21 protein-coding genes are annotated in these 22903 nt (G+C 57.0%); 13 read left to right on the top strand and 8 right to left on the bottom strand.

Annotated elements, in window-relative coordinates:
* Nucleotides 1-10: 10 nt before the first annotated feature.
* The 10 genes from A936_RS00335 (at nt 11) to A936_RS00285 (ending at nt 9050) form a co-directional block, all read left to right on the top strand.
* Nucleotides 11-805 carry a metal-dependent hydrolase gene (locus tag A936_RS00335; protein ID WP_008453460.1) on the top strand — a complete coding sequence of 265 codons (795 nt, stop codon included), beginning with the start codon at nt 11-13 and terminating at the stop codon, nt 803-805.
* Between the two features lie 301 nt (nt 806-1106).
* Complete coding sequence (gene ptsG / locus A936_RS00330; protein WP_008453459.1) at nt 1107-2540, top strand: PTS glucose transporter subunit IIBC; 1434 nt, start codon at nt 1107-1109, stop codon at nt 2538-2540.
* Between the two features lie 332 nt (nt 2541-2872).
* Entirely contained in the window at nt 2873-3229 is a 357-nt protein-coding gene (hinT, locus tag A936_RS00325) for a purine nucleoside phosphoramidase (RefSeq protein ID WP_008453457.1), read from the top strand.
* A 4-nt stretch (nt 3230-3233) separates the two neighbouring features.
* On the top strand, nt 3234-3617 hold the full coding sequence (locus A936_RS00320) for a YcfL family putative periplasmic lipoprotein (protein ID WP_008453455.1): 384 nt from the start codon (nt 3234-3236) through the stop codon (nt 3615-3617).
* Complete coding sequence (gene lpoB, locus A936_RS00315; RefSeq protein ID WP_008453453.1) at nt 3614-4255, top strand: penicillin-binding protein activator LpoB; 642 nt, start codon at nt 3614-3616, stop codon at nt 4253-4255. The genes A936_RS00320 and lpoB overlap by 4 nt, the downstream gene beginning before the upstream one ends.
* Nucleotides 4233-5093 (top strand): thiamine kinase, encoded by an 861-nt coding sequence (gene thiK / locus A936_RS00310; RefSeq protein WP_008453451.1) that lies wholly within the window; start codon nt 4233-4235, stop codon nt 5091-5093. The genes lpoB and thiK overlap by 23 nt, the downstream gene beginning before the upstream one ends.
* Nucleotides 5081-6103, top strand: coding sequence for a beta-N-acetylhexosaminidase (gene nagZ, locus A936_RS00305; protein WP_008453449.1), 1023 nt, complete (start codon nt 5081-5083; stop codon nt 6101-6103). The genes thiK and nagZ overlap by 13 nt, the downstream gene beginning before the upstream one ends.
* A gap of 21 nt (nt 6104-6124) precedes the next feature.
* On the top strand, nt 6125-6667 hold the full coding sequence (gene ycfP, locus A936_RS00300) for an alpha/beta hydrolase YcfP (protein ID WP_008453447.1): 543 nt from the start codon (nt 6125-6127) through the stop codon (nt 6665-6667).
* A gap of 329 nt (nt 6668-6996) precedes the next feature.
* Nucleotides 6997-8301: an NAD(P)/FAD-dependent oxidoreductase gene (locus A936_RS00290; RefSeq protein WP_008453443.1), complete on the top strand. Its 1305-nt coding sequence runs from the start codon at nt 6997-6999 to the stop codon at nt 8299-8301.
* 212 nt (nt 8302-8513) lie between these two features.
* The gene (locus tag A936_RS00285; RefSeq protein ID WP_008453441.1) at nt 8514-9050 is read left to right on the top strand and encodes a glycine zipper 2TM domain-containing protein; all 537 of its coding nucleotides are present in this window, start codon (nt 8514-8516) and stop codon (nt 9048-9050) included.
* 47 nt (nt 9051-9097) lie between these two features.
* On the opposite strand, the gene A936_RS00280 is transcribed toward A936_RS00285, so the two are convergent.
* The 6 genes from A936_RS00280 to iucA form a co-directional block, all read right to left on the bottom strand.
* Nucleotides 9098-10117, bottom strand: a complete 1020-nt coding sequence (locus A936_RS00280) for a Gfo/Idh/MocA family oxidoreductase (protein WP_034807250.1) — start codon at nt 10115-10117, stop codon at nt 9098-9100.
* Between the two features lie 130 nt (nt 10118-10247).
* On the bottom strand, nt 10248-12449 hold the full coding sequence (gene iutA / locus A936_RS00275) for a ferric aerobactin receptor IutA (protein ID WP_008453436.1): 2202 nt from the start codon (nt 12447-12449) through the stop codon (nt 10248-10250).
* A 122-nt stretch (nt 12450-12571) separates the two neighbouring features.
* Nucleotides 12572-13927, bottom strand: coding sequence for an NADPH-dependent L-lysine N(6)-monooxygenase (iucD, locus tag A936_RS00270; RefSeq protein WP_008453434.1), 1356 nt, complete (start codon nt 13925-13927; stop codon nt 12572-12574).
* Between the two features lie 3 nt (nt 13928-13930).
* Entirely contained in the window at nt 13931-15664 is a 1734-nt protein-coding gene (iucC, locus tag A936_RS00265) for an aerobactin synthase IucC (RefSeq protein ID WP_008453432.1), read from the bottom strand.
* Nucleotides 15664-16611 carry a N(6)-hydroxylysine O-acetyltransferase gene (gene iucB, locus A936_RS00260; protein WP_008453429.1) on the bottom strand — a complete coding sequence of 316 codons (948 nt, stop codon included), beginning with the start codon at nt 16609-16611 and terminating at the stop codon, nt 15664-15666. Before iucB ends, iucC begins: the two co-directional genes overlap by 1 nt.
* Nucleotides 16612-18336, bottom strand: coding sequence for an aerobactin synthase IucA (iucA, locus tag A936_RS00255; RefSeq protein WP_008453426.1), 1725 nt, complete (start codon nt 18334-18336; stop codon nt 16612-16614).
* A 132-nt stretch (nt 18337-18468) separates the two neighbouring features.
* Here iucA and A936_RS00250 point away from each other — a divergent pair, with 132 nt between their 5' ends.
* Entirely contained in the window at nt 18469-19680 is a 1212-nt protein-coding gene (locus A936_RS00250; RefSeq protein ID WP_008453424.1) for an MFS transporter, read from the top strand.
* A 15-nt stretch (nt 19681-19695) separates the two neighbouring features.
* Nucleotides 19696-20586, top strand: a complete 891-nt coding sequence (locus A936_RS00245) for a siderophore-interacting protein (protein ID WP_008453422.1) — start codon at nt 19696-19698, stop codon at nt 20584-20586.
* 29 nt (nt 20587-20615) lie between these two features.
* On the opposite strand, the gene A936_RS00240 is transcribed toward A936_RS00245, so the two are convergent.
* The gene (locus A936_RS00240) at nt 20616-21251 is read right to left on the bottom strand and encodes a TetR/AcrR family transcriptional regulator (protein ID WP_008453420.1); all 636 of its coding nucleotides are present in this window, start codon (nt 21249-21251) and stop codon (nt 20616-20618) included.
* Nucleotides 21252-21498: 247 nt separating this feature from the next.
* On the opposite strand from A936_RS00240, the gene bhsA reads away from it, so the two are divergent.
* The gene (gene bhsA, locus A936_RS00235) at nt 21499-21756 is read left to right on the top strand and encodes a multiple stress resistance protein BhsA (protein WP_008453418.1); all 258 of its coding nucleotides are present in this window, start codon (nt 21499-21501) and stop codon (nt 21754-21756) included.
* A gap of 105 nt (nt 21757-21861) precedes the next feature.
* On the opposite strand, the gene ldtC is transcribed toward bhsA, so the two are convergent.
* The gene (gene ldtC, locus A936_RS00230; RefSeq protein WP_008453416.1) at nt 21862-22836 is read right to left on the bottom strand and encodes a L,D-transpeptidase LdtC; all 975 of its coding nucleotides are present in this window, start codon (nt 22834-22836) and stop codon (nt 21862-21864) included.
* Nucleotides 22837-22903 lie beyond the last annotated feature (67 nt).

The following is a 22903-nucleotide window of genomic DNA, read 5'->3' as shown; positions in this document are numbered from 1 at the left end:
GAGTATTACTATGTTTCTGGTCGACTCACACTGCCATCTCGATGGCCTGGATTATCAATCCCTGCACAAAAACGTTGATGACGTTCTGGAAAAAGCGGCCGCCAGGGACGTGAAGTTTTGCCTGGCTGTGGCGACTACCCTTGACGGTTATCGGGGAATGCGTGAGCTGGTCGGGGAGCGTAACAACGTGGCCTTCTCATGTGGCGTACATCCGCTGAACCAGGACGAAGAGTACGACGTTGAAGAGCTGCGCCGCCTGGCCGCCGAACCTGGCGTTATCGCAATGGGGGAAACCGGGCTGGATTACTTCTATACGCCGGAAACAAAACCGCGTCAGCAGGAATCTTTCCGGAACCATATCCGTATTGGCCGCGAGCTGAACAAGCCAGTGATCGTCCACACCCGTGATGCCCGCGCCGATACGCTGAGCATTCTGCAGGAAGAAAAAGTGACAGAGTGCGGCGGGGTACTACACTGTTTCACGGAAGACAGAGAAACGGCGGGTAAACTGCTTGATATGGGGTTTTACATCTCTTTTTCCGGGATAGTGACCTTCCGGAATGCCGAGCAGCTGCGTGACGCCGCGCGTTATGTCCCGCTGGACAGAATGCTGGTGGAAACGGACTCCCCGTATCTTGCACCAGTGCCACATCGCGGGAAAGAAAACCAGCCTGCTATGACGCGTGATGTTGCCGAATATATGGCCGTACTGAAGGGCGTTTCGCTGGAAGAACTGGCTATTGCCACCACGCAGAACTTTGCTGATTTGTTCCACGTCCCCTTATCCCGCCTGCAATCTCTCTGAAATTCATAGTTATTTTAAAGCTCGTAATTAATAGCCTAAGCGAGTAAAGTGCACCGCCATAAAATGAGCGGTGCACGCTCGTTTTGAACCATTTGTAAGCGTGTTATGTAAATTAATGAAAGTTTTTCGCGCGATCGGCTGAGAAACGTGATAGCCGTCAAACAAAGTTTTCGTTATTTATTTTACTCTGCGTAATAAATAAAAGGACACTTAGATGTCCTGTTTATGAACCGGTTCTCCCCCCGGTTCGATGCGTAAATGCGTACAAAAAAAGCACAAATACTCAGGAGCACTCTCTATTATGTTTAAGAATGCATTTGCTAACCTGCAAAAGGTGGGTAAATCGCTGATGCTGCCAGTCTCCGTACTGCCTATCGCAGGTATCCTGCTGGGCGTCGGGTCTGCAAACTTCAGCTGGCTGCCGGTCGTTGTCTCTCACGTTATGGCGGAAGCGGGCGGTTCAGTCTTCGCCAACATGCCGCTTATCTTCGCTATCGGTGTGGCACTGGGCTTCACTAACAACGATGGCGTATCTGCCCTGGCGTCGGTTGTTGCCTATGGCATCATGGTGAAAACCATGGCCGTGGTCGCGCCTCTGGTCCTGCACCTGCCTGCGGAAGAAATTGCAGCTAAACACCTGGCGGATACCGGCGTGCTTGGCGGTATTATCTCCGGTGCAATTGCGGCATACATGTTCAACCGTTTCTACCGCATCAAGCTGCCTGAGTATCTGGGCTTCTTCGCCGGTAAACGCTTTGTACCGATTATCTCCGGTCTGGCGGCTATCTTCACCGGCGTAGTGCTGTCCTTCATCTGGCCACCAATCGGTACGGCTATCCAGACCTTCTCTCAGTGGGCTGCATACCAGAACCCGGTTGTTGCCTTCGGTATCTATGGCTTCATCGAGCGCTGCCTGGTACCGTTTGGTCTGCACCATATCTGGAACGTTCCATTCCAGATGCAGATCGGTGAATACACCAACGCTGCGGGCCAGGTGTTCCACGGCGACATCCCTCGCTACATGGCAGGTGACCCGACTGCGGGCAAACTGTCCGGCGGCTTCCTGTTCAAAATGTACGGCCTGCCGGCTGCGGCCATTGCTATCTGGCACTCTGCTAAACCAGAGAACCGTGCAAAAGTGGGCGGGATCATGATCTCCGCGGCGCTGACTTCGTTCCTGACCGGTATCACCGAGCCAATCGAATTCTCCTTCATGTTCGTGGCCCCGATCCTGTACATCATTCACGCGATTCTGGCGGGTCTGGCATTCCCTATCTGTATCCTGCTGGGCATGCGTGACGGGACGTCCTTCTCTCACGGTCTGATTGACTTCATCGTGCTGAGCGGTAACAGCAGCAAACTGTGGCTGTTCCCGATTGTCGGTATCTGCTACGCGATCGTGTACTACACCATCTTCCGCGTACTGATTAAGGCACTGGATCTGAAAACCCCGGGTCGTGAAGACGCCACCGCAGAAACCACCGCTGGCGTAACCAGCGAAATGGCACCTGCTCTGGTTAGCGCTTTCGGCGGTAAAGAAAACATCACTAACCTCGACGCTTGTATCACCCGTCTGCGCGTTAGCGTGGCCGACGTGGCAAAAGTTGACCAGGCTGGCCTGAAAAAACTGGGTGCAGCAGGTGTGGTTGTCGCAGGTTCCGGCGTTCAGGCTATTTTCGGCACCAAGTCCGATAACCTGAAAACCGAAATGGATGAGTGGATCCGTAACAACTAAGTTTGTTCGGGGAGCGATAAGGGAGGCGAAAGCCTCCCTTTTTTGTTGCAGACAAAGAGGGAAAAAGCGTGGTTTTTCCCGCTTTGTGGTTATCAGCCGAAAATCAACGCATTGATTTTCCCGTTTTTTGACGCGTCGTCTGGTATTTCTTCTCTCGACGGCGGTTTATCAGAAGTCTAAAGGGAGGCGAAAGCCTCTCTTTTTTGTTACTGAAAAAAGACGAATTTGTTTTAAAGGCCAGCACTTAACGAAAGAAAAGCGTGCAGAAGGTTGAGTCAAATGAGCGCCTCGCTCATACTCCCAACACCGTTTTCTCCTTCAAGGAACAGCTCATGGCCGAAGAAACTATTTTCAGTAAAATTATTCGTCGTGAAATTCCGGCGGATGTGGTTTACCAGGACGAACTGGTCACCGCGTTTCGTGATATTTCCCCTCAGGCACCCACCCACATCCTCATCATTCCAAACGTGCTTATCCCAACGGCCAATGACGTTAAAGCTGAACACGAGCTTGCGCTGGGGCGGATGATGACCGTTGCAGCTAAAATTGCAGAACAGGAAGGGATTGCCGCTGACGGCTACCGCCTGATCATGAACTGCAACCGACACGGTGGGCAAGAGGTGTACCATATTCACATGCACCTGCTGGGTGGCCGTCCGCTTGGCCCAATGCTGGCGCATAAGGACTGATCCTATGTCGCGCTTTTCCCTGAGTCTGTTAGCGCTGCTGCTGGTGGCGGGCTGTAGCTCTAGCCCCGCCATTCCGGTGAACAACGACCAAACCCTGGTCATGGAATCTGCGGTGCTGGCGGCCGGGATTAGCGCGGAAAAACCGGATATCTCTCAACAGAATGGTGCCACGGTGGCCGAATCATCGCTGTATAATGAGCAGCATAAGCCGGTCACGCTGTACTACCGTTTCTACTGGTACGACAAAAAAGGGCTGGAAATCCACCCGCTTGAGCAAGTGCGTACCGTTACCCTCCCGGGGCAGTCTTCGCAGCGTATTGAATCGACTGCAGCCTGGCCGGGAGCCAAAAAAGTACGTCTTTCTCTCTCTGTAAGGAGCGAATTTTGATTAGGGGACTTCATCGTTATCTGGCCGTCACTGCGGTGGCGCTGATCCTGACCGGGTGTATTAATCGCGGCGAACAGCCTGCCCCGGTAGAAGAAGTTAAACCTGGCACAGAGCAGCCTGCTCAGCCGGAGCCTACCGTGCCAACGGTACCGACCGTGCCGACGCAGCCTGGCCCTGTGGAACAACCAGAGCCTACTATTCCGCCTCAGCCTAAGGTTCGCACCTATGACTGGAACAGTGCCATGCAGCCGATGGTCAGCAAAATGCTGCAGGCGGATGGCGTGACGCCGGGTAGCGTGTTGCTGGTGGACAGCGTCAACAACCGCACCAATGGCAGCCTGCAAACCAGCAGCGCGACTGAAGCCTTGCGCGGCGCGCTGGCCAACAACAACAAGTTCACGCTGGTTTCTGCGCAGCAGCTCTCGATGGCTAAGCAGCAGCTTGGGCTTTCCCCGCAGGACAGCTTAGGTACGCGAAGCAAAGCGATTGGCATTGCGCGTAACACCGGCGCCCAGTACGTGCTTTACACCAACGCCAGCGGCAACGTGAACACGCCCACGCTGAAAATGCAGCTGATGCTGGTGCAAACTGGCGAAATCATCTGGTCGGGTAGCGGTGCTGTTCAGCAAACCAACTAAAGCATCGCTCGATGCGGCAGTGACTCGATACCTTCCGGCGGCTCAGGCCGCCGGTTGTGTTTCTGCGCTCGAGGGACTGAGCGGCACAAGCTACCGCGTAGAGACAGAAGCCGGCAGCTTTACGGCAAGAAAGCTGCCCGAACAGCGCTTGCCGGGGATTTCCCTTCGGCGGCATCATCGCGCGCTCAGGCAGTTGCCCGTCGGCATCGCGCCCGAGCCCTGGTGTCTGGCGGAAGGCTGGCTGTTCACCCGCTGGCTTGACGGCGAGGTTTTGCCGAACCTGGCCCCGCTCACTGAATTAACGGGCTTATTGTATTATCTTCACCGGCAGAAACCGTTCGGCTGGCGCATAAGCCTGGCTCCGCTGCTTGAGTTTTACTGGCAGGAAAGCGACCCAAACAGGCGAACCCTGACCTGGCTGCGTGAATTAAAGCGCCTGAAGCGGCGTCAGGAGCCCAGGCCTCTGCGGCTGGCCCCTCTGCATATGGATGTTCACGCGGGAAATCTGGTGCGGCAATCGGGCAATCGCCTGGGGCTTATTGACTGGGAATACGCCGGGGATGGCGATATTGCGCTGGAGCTGGCCGCCGTGCTGGCGGCAAACACCGTCGACAGTAAAGCGCTGCTGGAGTTGTATGCTGCCCAGGCTTCACTCAGCCTTGACGTCCTCAATCGCCAGGTTGCGCGCTGGCGGCCGTGGATAGCGTTACTTATGGCGTCCTGGTATGAATGCCGCTGGCGGCAAACCGGGGAGCAACATTTTATTACGCTGGCAGACGACGCGTGGCGCGCGCTGCGGGCGAGCAAACATCAGGAGAGAGTATTGTGGGCCCAGTAATGTTGGATGTGGCCGGCTTCGAGCTGGATGCGGAAGAGCGTGAAATTTTGCAGCACCCGCTGGTGGGCGGTTTGATTCTTTTTACCCGCAACTACCACGACCCGGAGCAGCTACGTGAACTGGTGCGCCAGATCCGTGAAGCTTCGCACCATCGTCTGGTTGTTGCCGTCGATCAGGAAGGCGGCCGCGTGCAGCGCTTCCGCGAAGGGTTTACCCGTCTGCCTGCGGCACAATCTTTTGCGGCACTCCGCGGCCTGGAAGAGGGCGGCAAGCTGGCGGCTGAAGCTGGCTGGCTGATGGCGAGCGAAATGATCGCCATGGATATCGACATCAGCTTTGCGCCGGTGCTGGATATCGGGCACATCAGCGCGGCCATTGGGGAACGTTCTTACCATGAAGATCCGGCCAAAGCGCTGGCAATGGCCACGCGTTTTATCGACGGGATGCATGCTGCGGGCATGAAAACCACCGGTAAACACTTCCCTGGCCACGGGGCGGTCACCGCCGACTCGCACAAAGAAACCCCGCACGACCCGCGCCCGAAGGCGGAAATCCGCGAGCATGACATGCGCATTTTTGCCTCACTGATTCGCGAGAATAAGCTGGATGCCATCATGCCTGCCCACGTTATCTATGATGAAGTCGATCCGCGTCCGGCTAGCGGCTCTGAGTATTGGCTAAAAACGGTCCTGCGCGGCGAACTGGGCTTTAATGGTGTGATTTTCTCCGATGATTTGTCGATGGAAGGCGCGGCTATCATGGGCAGTTATGCCGAACGCGGTCAGGCATCGCTGGACGCCGGTTGCGATATGATCCTCGTCTGCAATAATCGTAAAGGGGCGGTGAGCGTGCTTGATAACCTGTCGCCGGTCAAAGCAGAGCGTGTTACAGGTTTGTATCATAAAGGGTCATTTACCCGCGATGAGCTGCGTTCATCCGATCGCTGGAAGCAGGTGAACCAGCAGCTGGAAGCGCTGCACGAGCAGTGGCAGGCGCATAAGGCGGGCTAATATTCAGGTAATGAGGATGCCATGATAATCTATTTGCACGGTTTTGACTCAAACAGTCCCGGAAACCATGAAAAAGTGCTGCAGCTTCAGTTTATCGATCCCGACGTGCGGCTGATCAGCTACAGCACGCTGCATCCGAAGCACGACATGCAGCATCTGCTGAAGGAAGTCGACAAGATGCAGCAGCTTACCGACGACGAACGTCCCTTAATTTGCGGCGTGGGTCTCGGCGGATTCTGGGCGGAGCGCATTGGTTTTCTCTGCGATATGCGGCAGGTTATTTTTAACCCGAACCTTTACCCCCATGAAAACATGGAAGGGAAGATCGACAGGCCGGAAGAGTACGCGGATATCACCACCAAGTGCGTGCCAAACTTCCGTGAGAAGAACCGCGATCGCTGCCTGGCTATTCTCTCGCGCAACGACGAAGCGCTGGACAACCGGCGTACGGCTGAAGCGCTGCATCACTACTATGAAATCGTCTGGGACGAGCAGCAAACCCACAAATTCAAAAATATCTCCCGGCATTTGCAACGCATTAAAGCCTTTAAAACCCTGGGCTAAATTTTCCCGTCATACTTCAAGCCGCAGGTGTGTTGGCTGCACCTGCTCACCCCAGTCACATAGTTAGCTATGCTCCTGGGGTTTCTCAGCTTTGCCGCCGTCCTGCAACTCGAATTATTTAGGGAAAATGTCATGGCCAGCCTCGCGCTGGCCTTTTTGTTTATCTTTTCGGCATAAAAATTGATGTACATCAATTTTGGTATGACCAATGCACCCTTCATGTTATTCTCGATAAAGTTTGGCGTTAAACGTGCAGTAACCCTTTGTTAATTAAAGGTTATTTAGATAACTTTTAATTAACAATTGGTTAATATTTTAGGGGGGTCAAGTTGACTACACCATTGAAAAAAATAGTGATTGTTGGCGGCGGCGCTGGTGGTCTGGAGCTGGCGACTCAGTTGGGTAAAAAACTGGGGCGTGGCAAAAAAGCCAAAATTACGCTCGTCGACCGTAACCACAGCCACCTGTGGAAACCGCTGCTGCATGAAGTGGCTACCGGTTCGCTGGATGAAGGCGTGGATGCGCTGAGCTACCTGGCCCACGCGCGCAATCATCATTTCCAGTTCCAGCTGGGTTCCGTGGTGGATATCAACCGCGAAAGCAAAACGCTGACCATCGCCGAACTGCGCGATGAAAAGGGCGAGCTGCTGGTGCCTGAGCGCAAGCTGCCATACGACACGCTGGTGATGGCGCTGGGGAGCACCTCCAACGACTTCAACACCCCTGGCGTGAAAGAGAACTGCATCTTCCTCGACAACCCGCATCAGGCGCGTCGTTTCCATTCCGAGATGCTAAACCTGTTCCTGAAATACTCCGCCAACCTGGGCGCAAGCGGCAAGGTTAACATCGCTATCGTTGGTGGTGGCGCGACGGGCGTTGAGCTGTCTGCTGAGCTGCATAACGCCGTTAAGCAGCTGCACAGCTACGGCTACAAAGGGCTGACCAACGAAGCGCTGAACGTCACGCTGGTGGAAGCCGGGGAGCGCATTCTGCCTGCGCTGCCGCCGCGCATTTCTGCCGCCGCGCACAGCGAACTGACCAAGCTTGGCGTTCGCGTGCTGACGCAAACCATGGTGACCAGTGCCGAAGCGCATGGCCTGAACACCAAAGACGGCGAGTTCATCGAAGCGGATCTGATGGTCTGGGCGGCGGGCATTAAAGCGCCAGACTTCATGAAAGATATCGGCGGCCTTGAAACTAACCGCATTAACCAGCTGGTGGTTGAGCCAACGCTGCAGACCACGCGTGACCCTGATATCTACGCTATCGGCGACTGTGCATCCTGCGCTCGCCCGGAAGGTGGTTTCGTGCCTCCTCGCGCTCAGGCCGCGCACCAAATGGCTTCCCGCGCGCTGACTAACATCCTTGCGCAGATGAAAGGCCAGCCGCTCAAAGCTTACAGTTATAAAGATCACGGTTCACTGGTTTCATTGTCCAAATTCTCCACCGTGGGCAGCCTGATGGGTAACCTGATGCGCGGCTCGATGATGGTGGAAGGCCGCATCGCCCGCTTCGTGTACATCTCCCTGTACCGTATGCACCAGATTGCGCTGCACGGTTATTTCAAAACTGGCCTGATGATGCTGGTGGGCAGCATCAACCGCGTGATTCGTCCACGCCTGAAGCTGCACTAAGTTTTATTTCCTTCCGAAACCCGGCCCCCGTGCCGGGTTTTTTATTGCCGGGAAGCAGCATAACATTCGGCATATTCCTGGCGGATTGCTCGGAGTTGTCTTAAACACACGTTTTCACCGCACGATCCCGCACTTTTGATCCGTTGTCTGATTTCTCAATATTGTCACTGCAGTGCAAAATTAGGTTAACAACAAGGTCAGGAGGATGTCCTGTGAATAAATCAATGTTAGCGGGTATAGGTATTGGCGTGGCCGCTGCGCTGGGCGTGGCTGCGGTAGCCAGTTTGAACGTGTTTGACCGTGGTCCCCAGTATGCACAGGTGGTGTCAGCGACGCCAATCAAGGAAACGGTTAAAACACCGCGTCAGGAGTGCCGCAATGTGGCCGTGACGCACCGCAAACCTGTTCAGGATGAGAACCGTATTTTAGGTTCTGCTCTGGGCGCGGTGGCCGGGGGCGTCCTTGGTCATCAGTTTGGCGGTGGACGCGGGAAGGATGTTGCCACGGTCGTGGGCGCGCTGGGTGGCGGCTACGCCGGGAACCAGGTGCAGGGCGCGATGCAGGAGGGGGATACCTACACCACCACCCAGCAGCGCTGCAAGACTGTGTATGACAAATCAGAAAAAATGCTCGGTTATGATGTGACCTACAAAATCGGCGATCAGCAGGGCAAAATCCGCATGGATAAAGACCCTGGCACTCAGATCCCGCTGGACAGCAAAGGCCAGCTGGTGCTGAACAAAGCCTGATGCCGAGTCTTAAAATATAAACCCGCCTTTCGGCGGGTTTTGTGTTTCTAGTGCTCGCCGCGCAGCGTTTGCTGCAGCGTCAATAAGACCCTGACTTCCTGAATTCTGCGGCGGGTTAAGGCGGGAATCGTCTCAGGAGCCTGCTCAAACAGTGTTTTACCGGCAAAAATGACCTCTCCGAGGCAGCGGTCGTACAGCGGCCCGCTGATATCCAGTTTTACCTCGTCGTCAACGCTCAGGGTTTCATTTACCCCGCGTCTGTCGACGGCAATCACTCTGCCATCTTTCAGCACGATATTAATACCTTTTTGCCCCCCGGCGGGCCCGGCATATTTGTTCAGCTGCAGCACGCAGGGGATGCCGCCCATTTCCCCGCGCAGCAGAGCCTGGCCCTCTGCCGTGGTGACATCGCCGGGCACAATGCCGTTGCCGAGCCGGTCTTTGGCAAGCAGCAACTCCAGCTCCAGCGCTTCGTCAGCGCCCGCCTGCATCAGCGTTTCGCGCATCATCGCCAGCACGTGTGTGCCGATGTCCACGATAACGCCGTCCGGGTGGTGCAGCGCACGAGTATCAGGCTCGCCGGTGGCAAAATTCAGCGCAATCGGCTCTCCGGCGGCATTAAACCCGCTGGGCTCCAGCAGGAATCCTTCGATACGGTCGATATCTTCGAGGCGGTCGATAAAACGTGCCGCATCGGTTCTCACCATCCAGTGATCCAGGGCGAGCACCCGCGCGGCAATGGCCGGATCGCTCAGGAATGATGTCAGTTCGTCCAACTGCTGTAGCGTTGCCGCGACGGGTTTTTCCACTACGACGGGCAGCGAACTTTGCTGTAGCACCAGCTTCAGGATCGGCCAATGCTGGAGCGATGACGTGGTGATGAACACCAGGTCAAGCGGCAGCGCCAGAAGCTGGGTTAGGGAGGGGAGAAGCGTGATGGTATCAGAGCGGTAGCGCGGGGCGGGATCAAACCCATAGCAAACCACATCGCGCCGGGCGAGTCGCTGAATAGCTGGCAGGTAAGCCGTTTCTATTACGCTGCCCACGCCAATAAACCCAACTTGCATATCGTCTCCGGTCATAAGAGAGGAAAATATCCCTTATTTTTAAAAGACTATTTTACGCGGGTCGAGGGATAAACTGTTAGGAAGGGTAAGCGTGTGAACTTGCCCGGCAACTGCCGGGCAAGGAAGAGGCTTAGAACAGCACAGAGTAGTTCATGCCGAAGGTGCGACCACGGCCTTTGTAGTCATACAGCGAAGCAGGGCCGTAGCCCGGGCTGTAGTACAGTGGCGCACGCTGGCCCCAAACGGTGGTGTAATCACGGTCAAAGACGTTTTCGACGCTAAAGCTGAGTTTACCCACCGGAAGCTCGTAGCTGCCCAGTAAATCAACAGTGGTGTAACCGTCGATGCTGTAGCCTGCCGCGTCGCTTACGTTAAACGACGTTGTGCTCTGCACGCGAAGGCTCCACGGATCTGGTGCCCAGCCAATATAGGCGGTCGCTTTCGACGGGCTGGCGACTTTCACGTCATATTTCTGCCAGCTGCCGTTAACTTTTGACTCGGTTTTTAAGACATTGAAGTTAGCGCCGGTGCTCCAGTTGGTGTCCGGAATAAAGTAGTCCACCGCGCCTTCCACGCCGTAAATACGGCGCTTGTCGTCAACAACGCTGATGGTCAGGTCTTTATTCGCCAGCACGCTCTTATCGGACAGCGAGTAGTAGGCAGCAATCTGCGTGCGCAGGCTGTCGCCGGTGTAGCGCCAGCCCAGTTCGTAGGAATCAACCTTCACGCCCTGCAGCTTGCTCGCGCCGACGTTGACGCTGTTGGTCAGCGGCAGGTGGCCGTTAACCGCCGCGCCATAGGTGCCACGGCCGTAGTATTTACCCGGATCCGGCAACTCTACGCCCTGGGAGAAATTCAGCCAGGCCTGTTGGCGCTCGGTGATGTGCATCAGCAGGCCGGCGTTGAACAGGAAGTTGTCGTAGTCGGTGGAGCCGCCAGGAATGGCGTCAGCAGATTTTGCCGTGCCGGCCGCGATTTGCTGCTGCTGCGCGTAGCCGATGAAATCATCAATCTTGTTCTCGGTGTACTGGTAACGCACGCCGCCGCTCAGGGTAAAGATCTCGTTGATGTCATAGCTGGACTGCAGGAACGCCGCCATGTTGCTGATGTCATACGCCGGGTAACGTCCGGTGGTATAGATTTTCTGGTTGTTCAGGCCACCGGAGGCGCTGGCCTGTGCCAGATCGAAGAACATCTGGTTGGAGGTGAAGCGTTCGTGGTCCGCGTCCAGGCCGTAGGTCAGCTGCCAGCCGTCGAGCGGCTTGCTGTTCAGCGTCAGCTTCGCGCCGTACTGATTAGTATCCTGCTGGGAAGAGGAGAACGCCGTGGCTTTTTTGTTGGCGTTTACCGTCGGGAACGGATAGAACAGCAGCGATTCATCGCGGTAGTAAACCTGGCCCACCAGCTCCTGACCGAGGAAGTCGCTGTTGGAATACTGCATGCTGATCAGGTGGCGCTCTGTGCCCGGAACACGGTCAGAGTTCAGTCCTTTGCTCACGTACGGGCTGCTTGTCCCGCTGATGGCAGAGAAGTTTTTCCCGAGGTTCAGGCCGTAGTCGTCGTCGCCCTTACTTTTGTAATACTGGGTAACGAGCTGCAGCTGCTGGTTTTCATCGATATTCAGCGTGCCGGTACCCATCACGTCCAGGCGGTCGGAATACTGTAACCCGGTCTGGGTGTTGTCGAGCAGGGTGGCATCACCGTTGCCGTCAAACCAGCCGCCGAATTTCTGATAGGCCACTGACGCACGGCCAGAAATATGGTCGTTCCCGCCGGAAATGGCGCTGGCGACGCGCTCATCGTGATCTTTACTGCTGTTAAAGCCGCTCTTGATCCCGGTCTCAAACTCTACCTGTGTATCCTTCTGGCCTTTTTTGGTCACGATATTAATCAGACCGCCGGTACTGCCACCGCCGTACAGGGCGGTCGCGCCGGAAATGACTTCAATATGATCGATGTTGAACGGATCGATAGAGTCCAGCTGGCGGCTGTCGGTACGGGAAGAGTTGAGACGCACGCCGTCAACCAGCACGACCAGCGGGCGACCACGGACGTTCATGCCGTAGTTGGTACGGCTCTGGCTGCTGACGTCGAGGCCGGGGATCAGCTGGGCCAGCGCATCTTTAAACTCTTTGCCGCCCTGGATCTGCTGCTCCAGTTCGGCTTTCTCGATCACCCAGGTGGTTTGGGCCATCTCGGCGACGGTGCGGTTGCTGCGGTTGGCGGAAACCACCATCGTCTCGTCACTGGTTTGCTGTGCCACTGCCGGCGCCATCATGGCGAGCAGTAACGGATTGAGCGCCCAAAGCGTTTGCTTTTTGGTTATCATCATTGTTCCTTCATACGGGCTGACAAACATCGGCCCAAATATGCTGTGTCCTCGTCATTCTTCAATTTGACGCGGGGTTAACGGTTACCCCCGTCCCGCAGCGGCCTGCGTGCCGGGGGATAAACTCAGTTAGCGCCGGGCTGCATTTCGAATGATTTTGAGGAGTAGTGAGTTAAGGACGCAGCGCTGTGCTGCGGTTTTTCCCGGCTGCCGCTGCGCCATTGGATCAGCGCGGGCGGCGTACTGAGATCGAACAAATCACGCCCCAGCGCGCGATTCAGAATTTTGGCGGAGCGCCACGCCATCAGGCTAAGCTGCGGCTCGGCAATGCCGTGGGTTTGCATGCTGGCGTTGACCGCGAAGATGTTATTTCCGGCCGGGCCATTCCACTCCAGCGTAAAGTCGTCGCGCACTTTGAAGTTGCACTCATCCAGCATCGTCATGCGTGACATTAACGGCGAAAGCATTTGCGGCAGCGTAGGGCGGTAGCCGGTGGCGAAAATCACCACGTCGCTGTCCAGCGTGTCATAGCCCTTGTCCAGATGGTGTTCCAGCAGCAGCTGCCAGCCCTGGCCACGGCTTTCAAGGCCTGTTACGGAGCGGCTTGGCAGCAGGCGAGCATTGCGCGGCAGCCCGAGCACTTCAAAGCGGTGATACAGCTCGCGGTAGATGGTCAGCAGCGAATCGGCGGTAATGCCGTCGGAGGTCATCTTCTGCTCATCGAGCATTTTCTGCCGCGCGCCTTCATTCAGGCCCACAAAGCCGGTGACGTATTCCGGCGTGAAGTATTCGTTGGCAAACGCGGCTTCATCCAGCGCGTTAAAGTTATTGCGGCGTGAAACCCAGTTCACTTCGGCAACCTCGCCCCAGGCGCCACGGAACGCATTCAGGAACAGGTCGGCACCGCTTTGCCCGCCGCCAACCACCGTGACGCGTTTCCCGGCCAGATTCGGCAGACGCAGGCTCATTTCGCTGGCGTGGAAGCAGGTTGGCGTGGCGGCTTTTACGCACGGCGGCAGGTGAGGCTGCTTGCCAATGCCGAGGCAAATGTTGCGCGCCAGCGTTTCCCCCTGGCCGGTCTGCACCACAAACAGCTTGCGCTGCTCGTCGAAATCAACGCGCTCAACCGTCTGGTTAAACTGCAGGTTGTTCATGCCCTCTGCGGCCCAGCGCAGGTAGTCCGAAAACTCATCGCGCGAGACGGTGCGCAGCTCGGTGGTCAGAAAACGGTAGAATTTTTTACGTTTCACCAGGTAGTTCACAAAGCTGAACGGGCTGGTGGGGGCCACGGCGCTGACCAGGTCTTTCAGGAACATGGTCTGCATATGGCAGTCCGGCACTAACATGCCCGGGTGCCACGCAAAGTCAGGGCGGCTGTCAAAGAACTGGCTGCTAAATCCCTCTGCTTCGTGAGACAGCGCCGCAATGCTCAGGTTAAACGGGCCGATACCTACGCCAATAAAATCAACAGTGTTTGTCATAATTCAATCCCTGGTTACCAGCCACAGCGGGTTTTGCAGATCCTCGAGGTAATTCGGCAGCATGCGGCTGCCGCCGTCCTGGTCAGGCCAGGTCAGTTTTACCGGGTTCAGCACAACGCGGATGATTTGTGGCTTAAAGAGTGAGAAAAGCGCAAAACGCGCCGACATTTGCGGGTGTTCCTGCATGTAATCACTCAACACTGCGGCCAGCAGCTGATAAAAGCGTCTCTCCGGCACGCCAAGGCGGGCCATGAGCGGCGAAACAAAACGCAGCACCGTCACAAAATGGCCGGTCTGCAAATCATGAATTAAATAGTCGGCGCTCAGACGGGCGGTCACATCCCGCACTTCCTGAGGCAGGGAGTCCATCTCCGGGAACTCATCCTTCACCAGACGCATATCGCCCTGAAAATCTTTCAGCAGCACGCGCTGCGGCACGCCGTCTTTCATGGCGAGCGTAATATTTTGTCCATGGGCGATCAGCGCCACGCCATAGCGGCAGAGCAGGTGATACAGCGGCACCACCACCACGCGGAACATCTGCGTCAGCCAGGCTTCTGCATCCATGCCGGAGCGGGCAATATAGGCCCCAATCAGCGGCTGATTGTTTTCGTCGCACTCCATCAGGGTCGCCATCAGAATCGGCGTCTCGTCAGGCTTCAGCCAGCGGGTCGGGTTCTCGCGCCAGATAACGCCCAGCATCTCCTGGTAGCGATAGGGCGCCTGAGCCAGCGCGGCGTAACCTGCATGAGAAACATAGCCGGCAGCCGGTTCGCCGAGGATCACCGCCCCGGTTTTCACCAGCGTGCTGTCGGTAGCAAAGACGTTCTGCAGCCAGCGGGAAGCCAGCGGCCCGGCGGCAATGTACTTGCCCGGAATACCGCGGTAGCAGGAGGTGTTGTAAATCGTCAGCGGCAGCTTGATGTCTAACCCGCCCTGGCGGCTGGCGTTGGTCAGGGTGCGCAGCGACTGCTGGGCCAGCCACTGGTCACCAAATTCGCCCAGAGACACCATCTTGCCTTCGGCGAGATCGGCCACGAAATCCAGCGCAATTTTCTGCTGCCACTGCCACGGATGCACCGGCAGCGGCAGCCAGTTATCATCCAGGCCATTGTTCTGCCACGCCTGCGTAAAGCGGGCCAGCTCCTGCTCGTCCATCGCGGCGGCGATAAGCTGCTGAATATCCAGTTCGCTATCGCAGCGCCAGACCATATGTTCGCGTTTAACCGCCAGCCAGTGCAGCTGGAAGGTATTGGCATACTCCGGCGCATAGCGCTCCAGCGCCTCTTTGCCCCAGCCGCGACGCCCTTTGTTAAAGGCAAATTTCGGGTGGCCGCTCAGCAGGCACTGCAGGCGGTCAGCGTCGAGATCGATCAGGTTATCAGCGCTCATGCCGCGGCGCGCTTTCAGCAGCTGCAGGTCGCCCAGCAGCGTGGCGTACAGATCCTGCATATGCTCGGCCACGGTGGCGTCGCTCATCGACAACACCGGCTTGAGCTGCATGAGCAGCGTCTGCGCTAGCACAGGCTCGTCCGCACAGCGCAGCGTTTGCGCGTCTACCCACAGCCAGCCCCAGATGCCGCGCTCGGCGTTAAAATGCCACTCGGCCCCGGCTAAGCTGATGCAGTAGCGATTTTCGCCCAGCGATTCGGCCTGAAAAACCTGCTCGTACTCCAGCTCAGCCAGCATTTTGGCTACCAGCTGGCGGTTAACGAAATCCCAATCCTTGCGATTCATTACAGGCCTACCTCGCTAAAGAAGTTGTGGCGGTCAGCCATGACCAGGCGTGAACGCTTGTGCGGGAAGTCAAATTCCTTGCGCGTCACATAGCCCGCAGGCTCCAGATGCTTGAACAGGCGCTGGTTGTCGGCGCGCGGCTCCAGCACGGTGCGCTGCGTGCGCGGCTCGTCCAGCAGAAGGTAGTGGGTTAAGCCACGCAGCCAGCTTTGTACATAGTGCGCGCCGCGCCACTGTTGCTCGCCCACCAGCAGATGCAGGCCGCGATCAAACGGCTGCCACGGGTAATGGCGGCCGATGCGATCTTCCGCTGCCCAGTAAATTTCGAAGTAGCTGAACGGCTGGTCGTCAAAGCAGCCGATCAGCGGAAACGCATGTTTTCCGGTGAGCTGGCGCTCCAGATACGCGGTTTGTACCTCCCGCGAGCCGCTTTGCTCCCAGAAATAGTCCACGCGCGGATCGTTCATCCAGCGGGTAAAACGTTCTGCGTCCAACGCCGGATCGGCCACGCGGAAGCTCAGCGTTTTGCGAACGCGCGGATCGTAGCGGCGGTAAACTTCCCCGTACGGGCGGGCAGGGCGCAGCGGGAAATAGATCTCGCGCTCAGCGTCAAATACCATTTCGCCGGAAGCATGCTTCGCCGGAGCGCTGAGCCACAGCGGTTGCTGCCAGAAGGTTGCGCGGTGAACGATGTCGCTTTTCAGCAGATCGAACAGCACCAGCGCCTGCGGTTCTTCGCGCCATTCGGCGTAAGGCAGCACGATGGAAGTAAGCTGCGGTGCCGCGACGAACATCTGATCCAGCGCATCGCGCAGCCAGCCTGCAGGCAGTTCGCCCGGCCAGTACAGGACCGCGCCGCCGTCCTGGCCCCAGCTCAGATTCAGAGGCTTATTGAGCTTTTCACAGCGCAGCCCGTGGCCGCCGTGAACAATAGATGCCTGAAACATTCAGCCCTCCTGAGCCAGCAGCGGGTTTACAAAGTCGAAGTAAATCACCGAAGGATCGACGATGGTGTTTTCGTTATGGTCGTGCAGGTAGCAGAAGAAGTTCCCCTTCACGTTCCAGTGCGGGCCTTCCAGCACGTAGTCGAGGCAGGTTTTATGCGTCACCTCGTCACGCACGGCGCTAAGCGCGCTGCGTACACGGCTCATCAGGTTCACTTCGCTATCCAGCCCCGCAGCACCCAGCGCGGCGGTCACGGCGAAGGTCGAATTGACCAGCAGGTAGTAAGGGAAGTAGCGCAGCAGCTGTTCGCGGGTGAAGACGTTTTCCGCCTGTGCTTCGCCAATCATGTCGAGCCAGCCTGCGGCATGCGGCATAAAAGCGCTGCCCTGGCAGTCGCGGTAGATAAGCCCGACCGGCAGATCCTGCTGCATCTCCACCAGAATATTTTGCTGGTGAGCGAGGAGAACCAGGCCGTAATCCGCTTCGGCGGTAAACAGCGGCTTCAGCACCTGCTGGCAATAGGCGTCGACCCAGGCGTGTGCAGCCTGTTTCGGCGTGATCCTAAGGCGAGAGCTCAGGCGGTTCACGGCGGCAACCAGCAGGGAATCTCCGCCGTCCGGGGCTGACTGGGTCAGGGAAACCAGGACGTTAGTCTGGCTCTGCGGCTGCTCAACCAACAGGTTTTCGCGCAGGGCAAACAGGCTTTCTTCCATAATGTTGCCGTGGAGATCGCGCAGTCCGGCCCAGCCGTCTTCCTGCATCACGCGGAAGGTCGGGAAGCGGGCCTGCAGCGTTTGCCAGCGGTCAGTTTGCGCCAGGCGCGCCAGGCGCATGCCGCGTTTAACTTCTTTTACCGACAGCGTACGCACGGAGTTGGTCAGGCGCACGCTCAGAGAAAACTTGATCATGTCGCGGCTGGTGGCGCAGTAAAGCGAGCGCGAAGAAGTGGTCGGCAGCCATGGTGCACCGGCTTCGCCTAAATCTTTCACCAAACCTTTGGCGACCAGCTGCTGGCACCAGTCCTGCTCCAGCAGATAGCCGGCCTGCCACGGATGCAGCGGGAACAGCCATTGATTGTCGCTGAGCTCGCTCAGCAGCTGCGGCGCATTTTCAGCCGCAAAGCGCGTCAGGCGCTGCTGCAGATTGAGGTGCAGACTTTCGCCCGCCAGGTAGCTTTTATCTACGGCGAACCAGCGCAGCGGGAAATGCGGGGCGAAGTCAGGCAGATAGCGCTCGGCTTCCTGCTGGTTAAACGGTTCGTGGGATTTTGGCGCCGGGTGGAAGGCGTGTCCCACCAGTAATGCCTGCTCGGCTTCGCCAAAATTCAGCGCTTTTTCGCGCAGCCCATTCCAGTCATGACGGGCTTCAATCGCCTGCTGCGTGTGGGCATGGCTTTCCATTACGCGCTGATAAAACGCTTCGCAACCGGTGGCTGGCAGCATCTGCTGGTGCTGGAGTTTATCGACAATCAGCTGGGAAAGGGTGGCGAAGTCTATCGGCTGACTGCCGGTGGCAGTGACCAGACGAGCCGGGAATTCGAAGCGGTGATGCTGGGTGGGAGAGAAATAGGCCACTTTGAAGTAGAGCGCCTGCTGTTCCCCCAGGGGGATAATGAGTTCGGCTGGGTGGCTGTCGGTCAGTCGCCAGTCGCTGGTTTCACGGACAAGGGAATTAAGAAAGCACTGTGCGGCCACATCCCAGGCCAGAGTTTTATTTGGCAAAGTCATCATCAAACAGTTTCCACGCGTTATGATAATGCGAATTCTGCCGATAACGTTTCTCATTATCAATAACAATTGTTAGAATAGATAAAATTAATTTTACAAATACGCACAATAACCACACGGGTTAGTAACATTTTGACATCGCTAGAACTGGCGGATTCGCCGCAAAAATCCCTTTCCTGTTGGCCACTTGCGCTGAGCGCCGGGCTACTTGGCGTCGGGCAAAACGGCCTGCTGGTCGCGATCCCGGTGCTGGTGATGCAGACACATCTGAGCCTGTCCGTCTGGGCGGCATTGCTAACGCTTGGGTCGATGCTGTTTTTACCGTCCTCGCCGTGGTGGGGGAAACAGATTGCGCGCCTCGGCAGTAAGCCCGTGGTGCTTTGGGCGCTGGGAGGCTATGGCGCAAGCTTTATGCTGCTCGGACTTGGTTGCCTGCTGCTGGCCACGGATGCGGTCGCGGGTTACGTCGGATTGGGCATATTGATTGTGGCGAGGATTATCTACGGCTTGACCGTGTCGGCGATGGTTCCGGCCTGCCAGGTCTGGGCGCTGCAGCGTGCCGGGGAAGGAAAGCGCATGGCGGCGCTGGCCACGATCAGCTCCGGGTTGAGCAGCGGGCGCTTGTTTGGCCCGCTTTGCGCCGCCGGCATGTTAGCGATTCATCCGCTCGCCCCGTTGGGACTTCTGATGGTCGCCCCGCTGCTGGCGCTGGTGATGCTGTTGCGTCTGCCGGGCACGCCGCCGCAGCCCGCAGCCGAGCGTAAAAGCGCTCGTCTTCGGCCCGATTGCCTGCCTTATCTGCTTTGTGCCTTGCTGCTTTCGGCCTCGGTCAGCCTGATGCAGCTGGGGCTCTCTCCGGCGCTTGGCCGCCAGTTTGCCACGGATACCGCCGCAATTAGCCATCAGGTTGCCTGGCTGCTGAGCCTGGCCGCGGTGGCTTCGCTCTCCGCACAGTTTGGCATTCTCCGGCCACAGCGCCTGAAGCCAATGGCGCTCCTGTTGAGCGCCGGGCTGCTGATGATCGTTGGCCTGGCGATGATGATTTCCGTCCAGCTGTGGCTGTTTTACGTCGGCTGCGCGGTACTGTCGTTTGGGGCCGCGCTGGCGACCCCGGCCTATCAGCTGTTGCTGAACGACAAGCTTGCCGATGGTGCAGGGGCCGGCTGGGTCGCGACCAGCCACACTCTGGGCTACGGGCTTTGTGCCATGCTGGTGCCGCTGGTATCAAAAACGGGCGCTGAGGCAGCGCTGATTATGGTGGCCTTTTTAGCCGCCGTGTTATTTACCGTGGTGTCCGGCGTTATCTGGCGCAGCCGCCACCGTTCACGTCATTCTGCAATTTAAGCGTAAGGAAAAGTTATGGCTGGAGTTCAGGGCTATCGTCTGTTTAACGTTCAACTGGCGCGGAAAACGGCCGTGTCGCCTTCGCTGCTGAGCCTGGTATTTAGCGGGCCTGATGTGGCGCAGATGAAATGTGACTCGCCTGATCAGCGTATTAAAATGCTGTTTCCCTCCGAAGACGGGACGCCGCCGTCGCTGCCTGCCGAAGGGCAGTGGTACCAGATTGCCCAGGGGATGCCAAAAGAGAAGCGCCCGGTGATCCGCACCTATACGCTGCGCCATGTCGATCCTGCCCGTCAGGAAGTGACGGTGGAGTTTGTCAGCCACGGCACTGAAGGCCCGGCCTCCGCATGGGCGATTAATTCTGTTCCCGGCGATGCTATCCAGATTGTGGCACCTAACGCCGCCCACCCGGAAGACAGCGGCGGCTATGAATGGACGCCGCCTGCCGGGCTGCGAAACGCGCTGATTATCGCTGATGAGACGGCTTTACCCGCCGCACGAGGCATTCTGGAAATGCTGGCTCGCCAGGCTCAGCCGCCAAAAATACAGGCCTTTTTTGAGGTGCCGGACGAAGGGGACTGCGTGGACTTAAGCGCCTATGGCTTCGCCGAGATCAACTGGCTGCCGCGCAAAACCGTCTCTGCCACCCACGGCGAATGCCTGATTCAGGCGGTAAAAATGCAGGCGAGGGTGCCGGAAAGCGGCCATCACGAAGCCGTCCAGGAAGAGGCCGAAGGCGAACTGCTGTGGGATAAAGCCACCACCGGTAGCAACGAGTTTTACGGCTGGGTAGCGGCGGAGTCGACGGTGGTTAAGCTGCTGCGCCGCCATTTGATTGGCGAACGTGGCGTTGAGCACGAAGCCATTAACTTTATGGCCTACTGGGCGAAAGGGCGAGTTCGCTAGTGAAAAGGGCGGCCATTGGCCGCCCTGGATCAGATCTTCTTCAACTGCGGCATCAACATCACCGTGGTTTTCACAATCTGCATTAACTCTTCATAGCTGGCGTTCTCGCGGGCGCTGACCGACATCCCCTGAATGATGCAGCACAGGTATTTTGCCAGGCAGCGAATGTTACGTTCCGCCGGGATCTCGCCTTTTTGCTGACGCATTTCAAGGAAACGCACCAGCGTTTGTTCCTGCACGGCATGGCGGGCTTTTATCGTTGCGGCGATGTCTTCCGACGACGCGGCCAGCACGGATGAGGTGCAAATGATAAAGCAACCAGCAGGTGTACTCTTATCGGTAAAACATTGCGCGACCGCGGAAAGATAGTTCTCCAGCGCGGCTTCCATGGTCTGCTCTTCACAGAACAGGCAGGCCTCGTGCTTCGCCGCAAAGCGCGCGATATAGCGATCCAGCACCGCGCGGAACAGGCCTTCTTTGTTGATGAACTCCGCGTAGAGCGTTGGGGCCTTTGCCCCGGTGGCTTCTACCAGATGCGCCATGGATGTTGCTTCATAGCCATGCTGCCAGAAGAGTGTCATGGCCTTGTCGAGTGCTGCTTCCCTGTCAAACACTTTTGGACGGCCACGGCTTTTTTTGCTGCAACTTAAAGTCTCGGTTGCCATACCTGCCGTTTAACCTCTGTCTAATTAGTGAACACTTATTATAAAAATAATCGGCGGCGGTAGCCAGTGCCAAGTTATGAAAAATAATTATTTCTTATCACAATGAAAAATAGCGCTTTTTTTAATTAATTAACGGTCGTTATTAAAATGTGTTGACGTGTGATGTGGATCACGATTATGATTTAGTTATCGATCGTTAACTAATTAAGTTTAACGACCTAACGTTCACCTGCTTAGGACCTGAATCATGAAAACCTTAACTACTCTGTTCGCTGCCGCTGTGATTAGCTCACTCTCATTTGCAAGCTTTGCGGCGGTTGAAGTTTCTGCTACCCCTGCTGGTCAGCAAAAAGTTGGCACCATCAGCGCCAATGCGGGCAGCAACCTCTCTTCCCTGGAAGAACAGTTGGCCGCGAAGGCCGATGCAATGGGCGCTAAATCGTTCCGTATTACCTCCGTTAACGGTCCGAACACCCTGCACGGTACTGCCGTCATCTATAAATAAGCCAGACGTTAACCCTCAATACGTTTGACCTTATTCGTTATATGCCACTGCAAGCAAAAGGCCCTGTCTTTCGACAGGGCCTTTTTTTACGCCTGAAGATTTAACTCAGATTTCTTTGTTCGGCTGGTCAGCCGCATGGGCATTGACGTTGACCGGCATCCCGGAACGGTGCTCCATGGCCTGTTCCATCACCTGCGCATCGGTTTTAGGTGCGTTGCGGAACTGCGTCATCTGCTCGTTTAGCACAATCGGCAGAACTTTCGGGTCATCATCAATCGCTTTGGACAGCGGCTGGTGAACTTCAACCAGGCGGGAGCCATCCGGCTCAACGGACGCTTTGATTGGCGTGTTGATGATGCGCACTGAAGTGCCGACCGGAACCGTGTTGAACAGCGCTTTGATATCGCCGTCGCGCAGGCGGATACAGCCGGAGCTGACGCGCATACCGATGCCGAAGTCGGCGTTGGTGCCGTGCAGCAGGTAAACGCCGCCGAACGCTGCCAGGCGAATCGCGTGGTGCCCCATCGGGTTATCCGGCCCGGCAGGAACCACGGCCGGGAGCTTAATGCCCTGCGCCAGGTAACGCGCCCGAATATTGGCCGTTGGTGTCCAGGTCGGGTTGGCCCGTTTGTCGGAAATTTTGGTCACCATCGTCGGGGTCAGCGTGTCTCCGCCCAGCTGGCCAATGCCAATCGGGTAAACGGTGACGCTGTTTTTCCCTGCCGGGAAATAGTACAGACGCAGTTCGGCGAGGTTAATCACGATGCCCTCGCGTGGGACGTCCGGCAGCAGCATCTGGCGCGGGATGGTCAGCACGCTCCCGGCGCGGGGCACATAAGGATCCACGCCCGGGTTGGCCTGCAGCAACGCCAGGAAACCGACGTTGTACTTTTTGGCAATGGCCTCCAGCGAACCGCCGTCGTTTTCAACCTGATGGAACAGGTTTTTGCCGATCAGGCGGCTGTTAGCGGCGGGAAGCGGATAATCGTTAGCGCTGGCGGGCAGCGCCATGGCCGCGGCACCCAGTAAGGCGGCGGCGGTAAACCAGCGGCGGAAAGACAAAGTACGCGAAGCAAACATAGCTTAAACCCTGCGATTTTAATGGTTAATTTTTGAGGCAGATAAACGCCAATTATCGCTGAGCTGC

Source organism: Enterobacter sp. Ag1 (assembly GCA_000277545.1).
Classification (GTDB): Bacteria; Pseudomonadota; Gammaproteobacteria; order Enterobacterales; family Enterobacteriaceae; genus Cedecea.
The sequence above is the reverse complement of the archived record's forward strand: the minus strand, read 5'-3'. Positions and strand labels throughout refer to the sequence as shown.

What these genes read in the sequence shown, in the direction of transcription:
- iucA (WP_008453426.1), bottom strand. Translation starts at nt 18,336, where the DNA reads ATGACTTTGCCAAATAAAACTCTGGCCTGGGATGTGGCCGCACAGTGC.
- ldtC (WP_008453416.1), bottom strand. Translation starts at nt 22,836, where the DNA reads ATGTTTGCTTCGCGTACTTTGTCTTTCCGCCGCTGGTTTACCGCCGCC.
- hinT (WP_008453457.1), top strand. Translation starts at nt 2,873, where the DNA reads ATGGCCGAAGAAACTATTTTCAGTAAAATTATTCGTCGTGAAATTCCG.
- iutA (WP_008453436.1), bottom strand. Translation starts at nt 12,449, where the DNA reads ATGATGATAACCAAAAAGCAAACGCTTTGGGCGCTCAATCCGTTACTG.
- A936_RS00320 (WP_008453455.1), top strand. Translation starts at nt 3,234, where the DNA reads ATGTCGCGCTTTTCCCTGAGTCTGTTAGCGCTGCTGCTGGTGGCGGGC.
- ptsG (WP_008453459.1), top strand. Translation starts at nt 1,107, where the DNA reads ATGTTTAAGAATGCATTTGCTAACCTGCAAAAGGTGGGTAAATCGCTG.
- iucD (WP_008453434.1), bottom strand. Translation starts at nt 13,927, where the DNA reads ATGACAAACACTGTTGATTTTATTGGCGTAGGTATCGGCCCGTTTAAC.
- A936_RS00335 (WP_008453460.1), top strand. Translation starts at nt 11, where the DNA reads ATGTTTCTGGTCGACTCACACTGCCATCTCGATGGCCTGGATTATCAA.
- ycfP (WP_008453447.1), top strand. Translation starts at nt 6,125, where the DNA reads ATGATAATCTATTTGCACGGTTTTGACTCAAACAGTCCCGGAAACCAT.
- A936_RS00240 (WP_008453420.1), bottom strand. Translation starts at nt 21,251, where the DNA reads ATGGCAACCGAGACTTTAAGTTGCAGCAAAAAAAGCCGTGGCCGTCCA.
- iucB (WP_008453429.1), bottom strand. Translation starts at nt 16,611, where the DNA reads ATGTTTCAGGCATCTATTGTTCACGGCGGCCACGGGCTGCGCTGTGAA.
- iucC (WP_008453432.1), bottom strand. Translation starts at nt 15,664, where the DNA reads ATGAATCGCAAGGATTGGGATTTCGTTAACCGCCAGCTGGTAGCCAAA.
- bhsA (WP_008453418.1), top strand. Translation starts at nt 21,499, where the DNA reads ATGAAAACCTTAACTACTCTGTTCGCTGCCGCTGTGATTAGCTCACTC.
- A936_RS00245 (WP_008453422.1), top strand. Translation starts at nt 19,696, where the DNA reads ATGGCTGGAGTTCAGGGCTATCGTCTGTTTAACGTTCAACTGGCGCGG.
- A936_RS00280 (WP_034807250.1), bottom strand. Translation starts at nt 10,117, where the DNA reads ATGCAAGTTGGGTTTATTGGCGTGGGCAGCGTAATAGAAACGGCTTAC.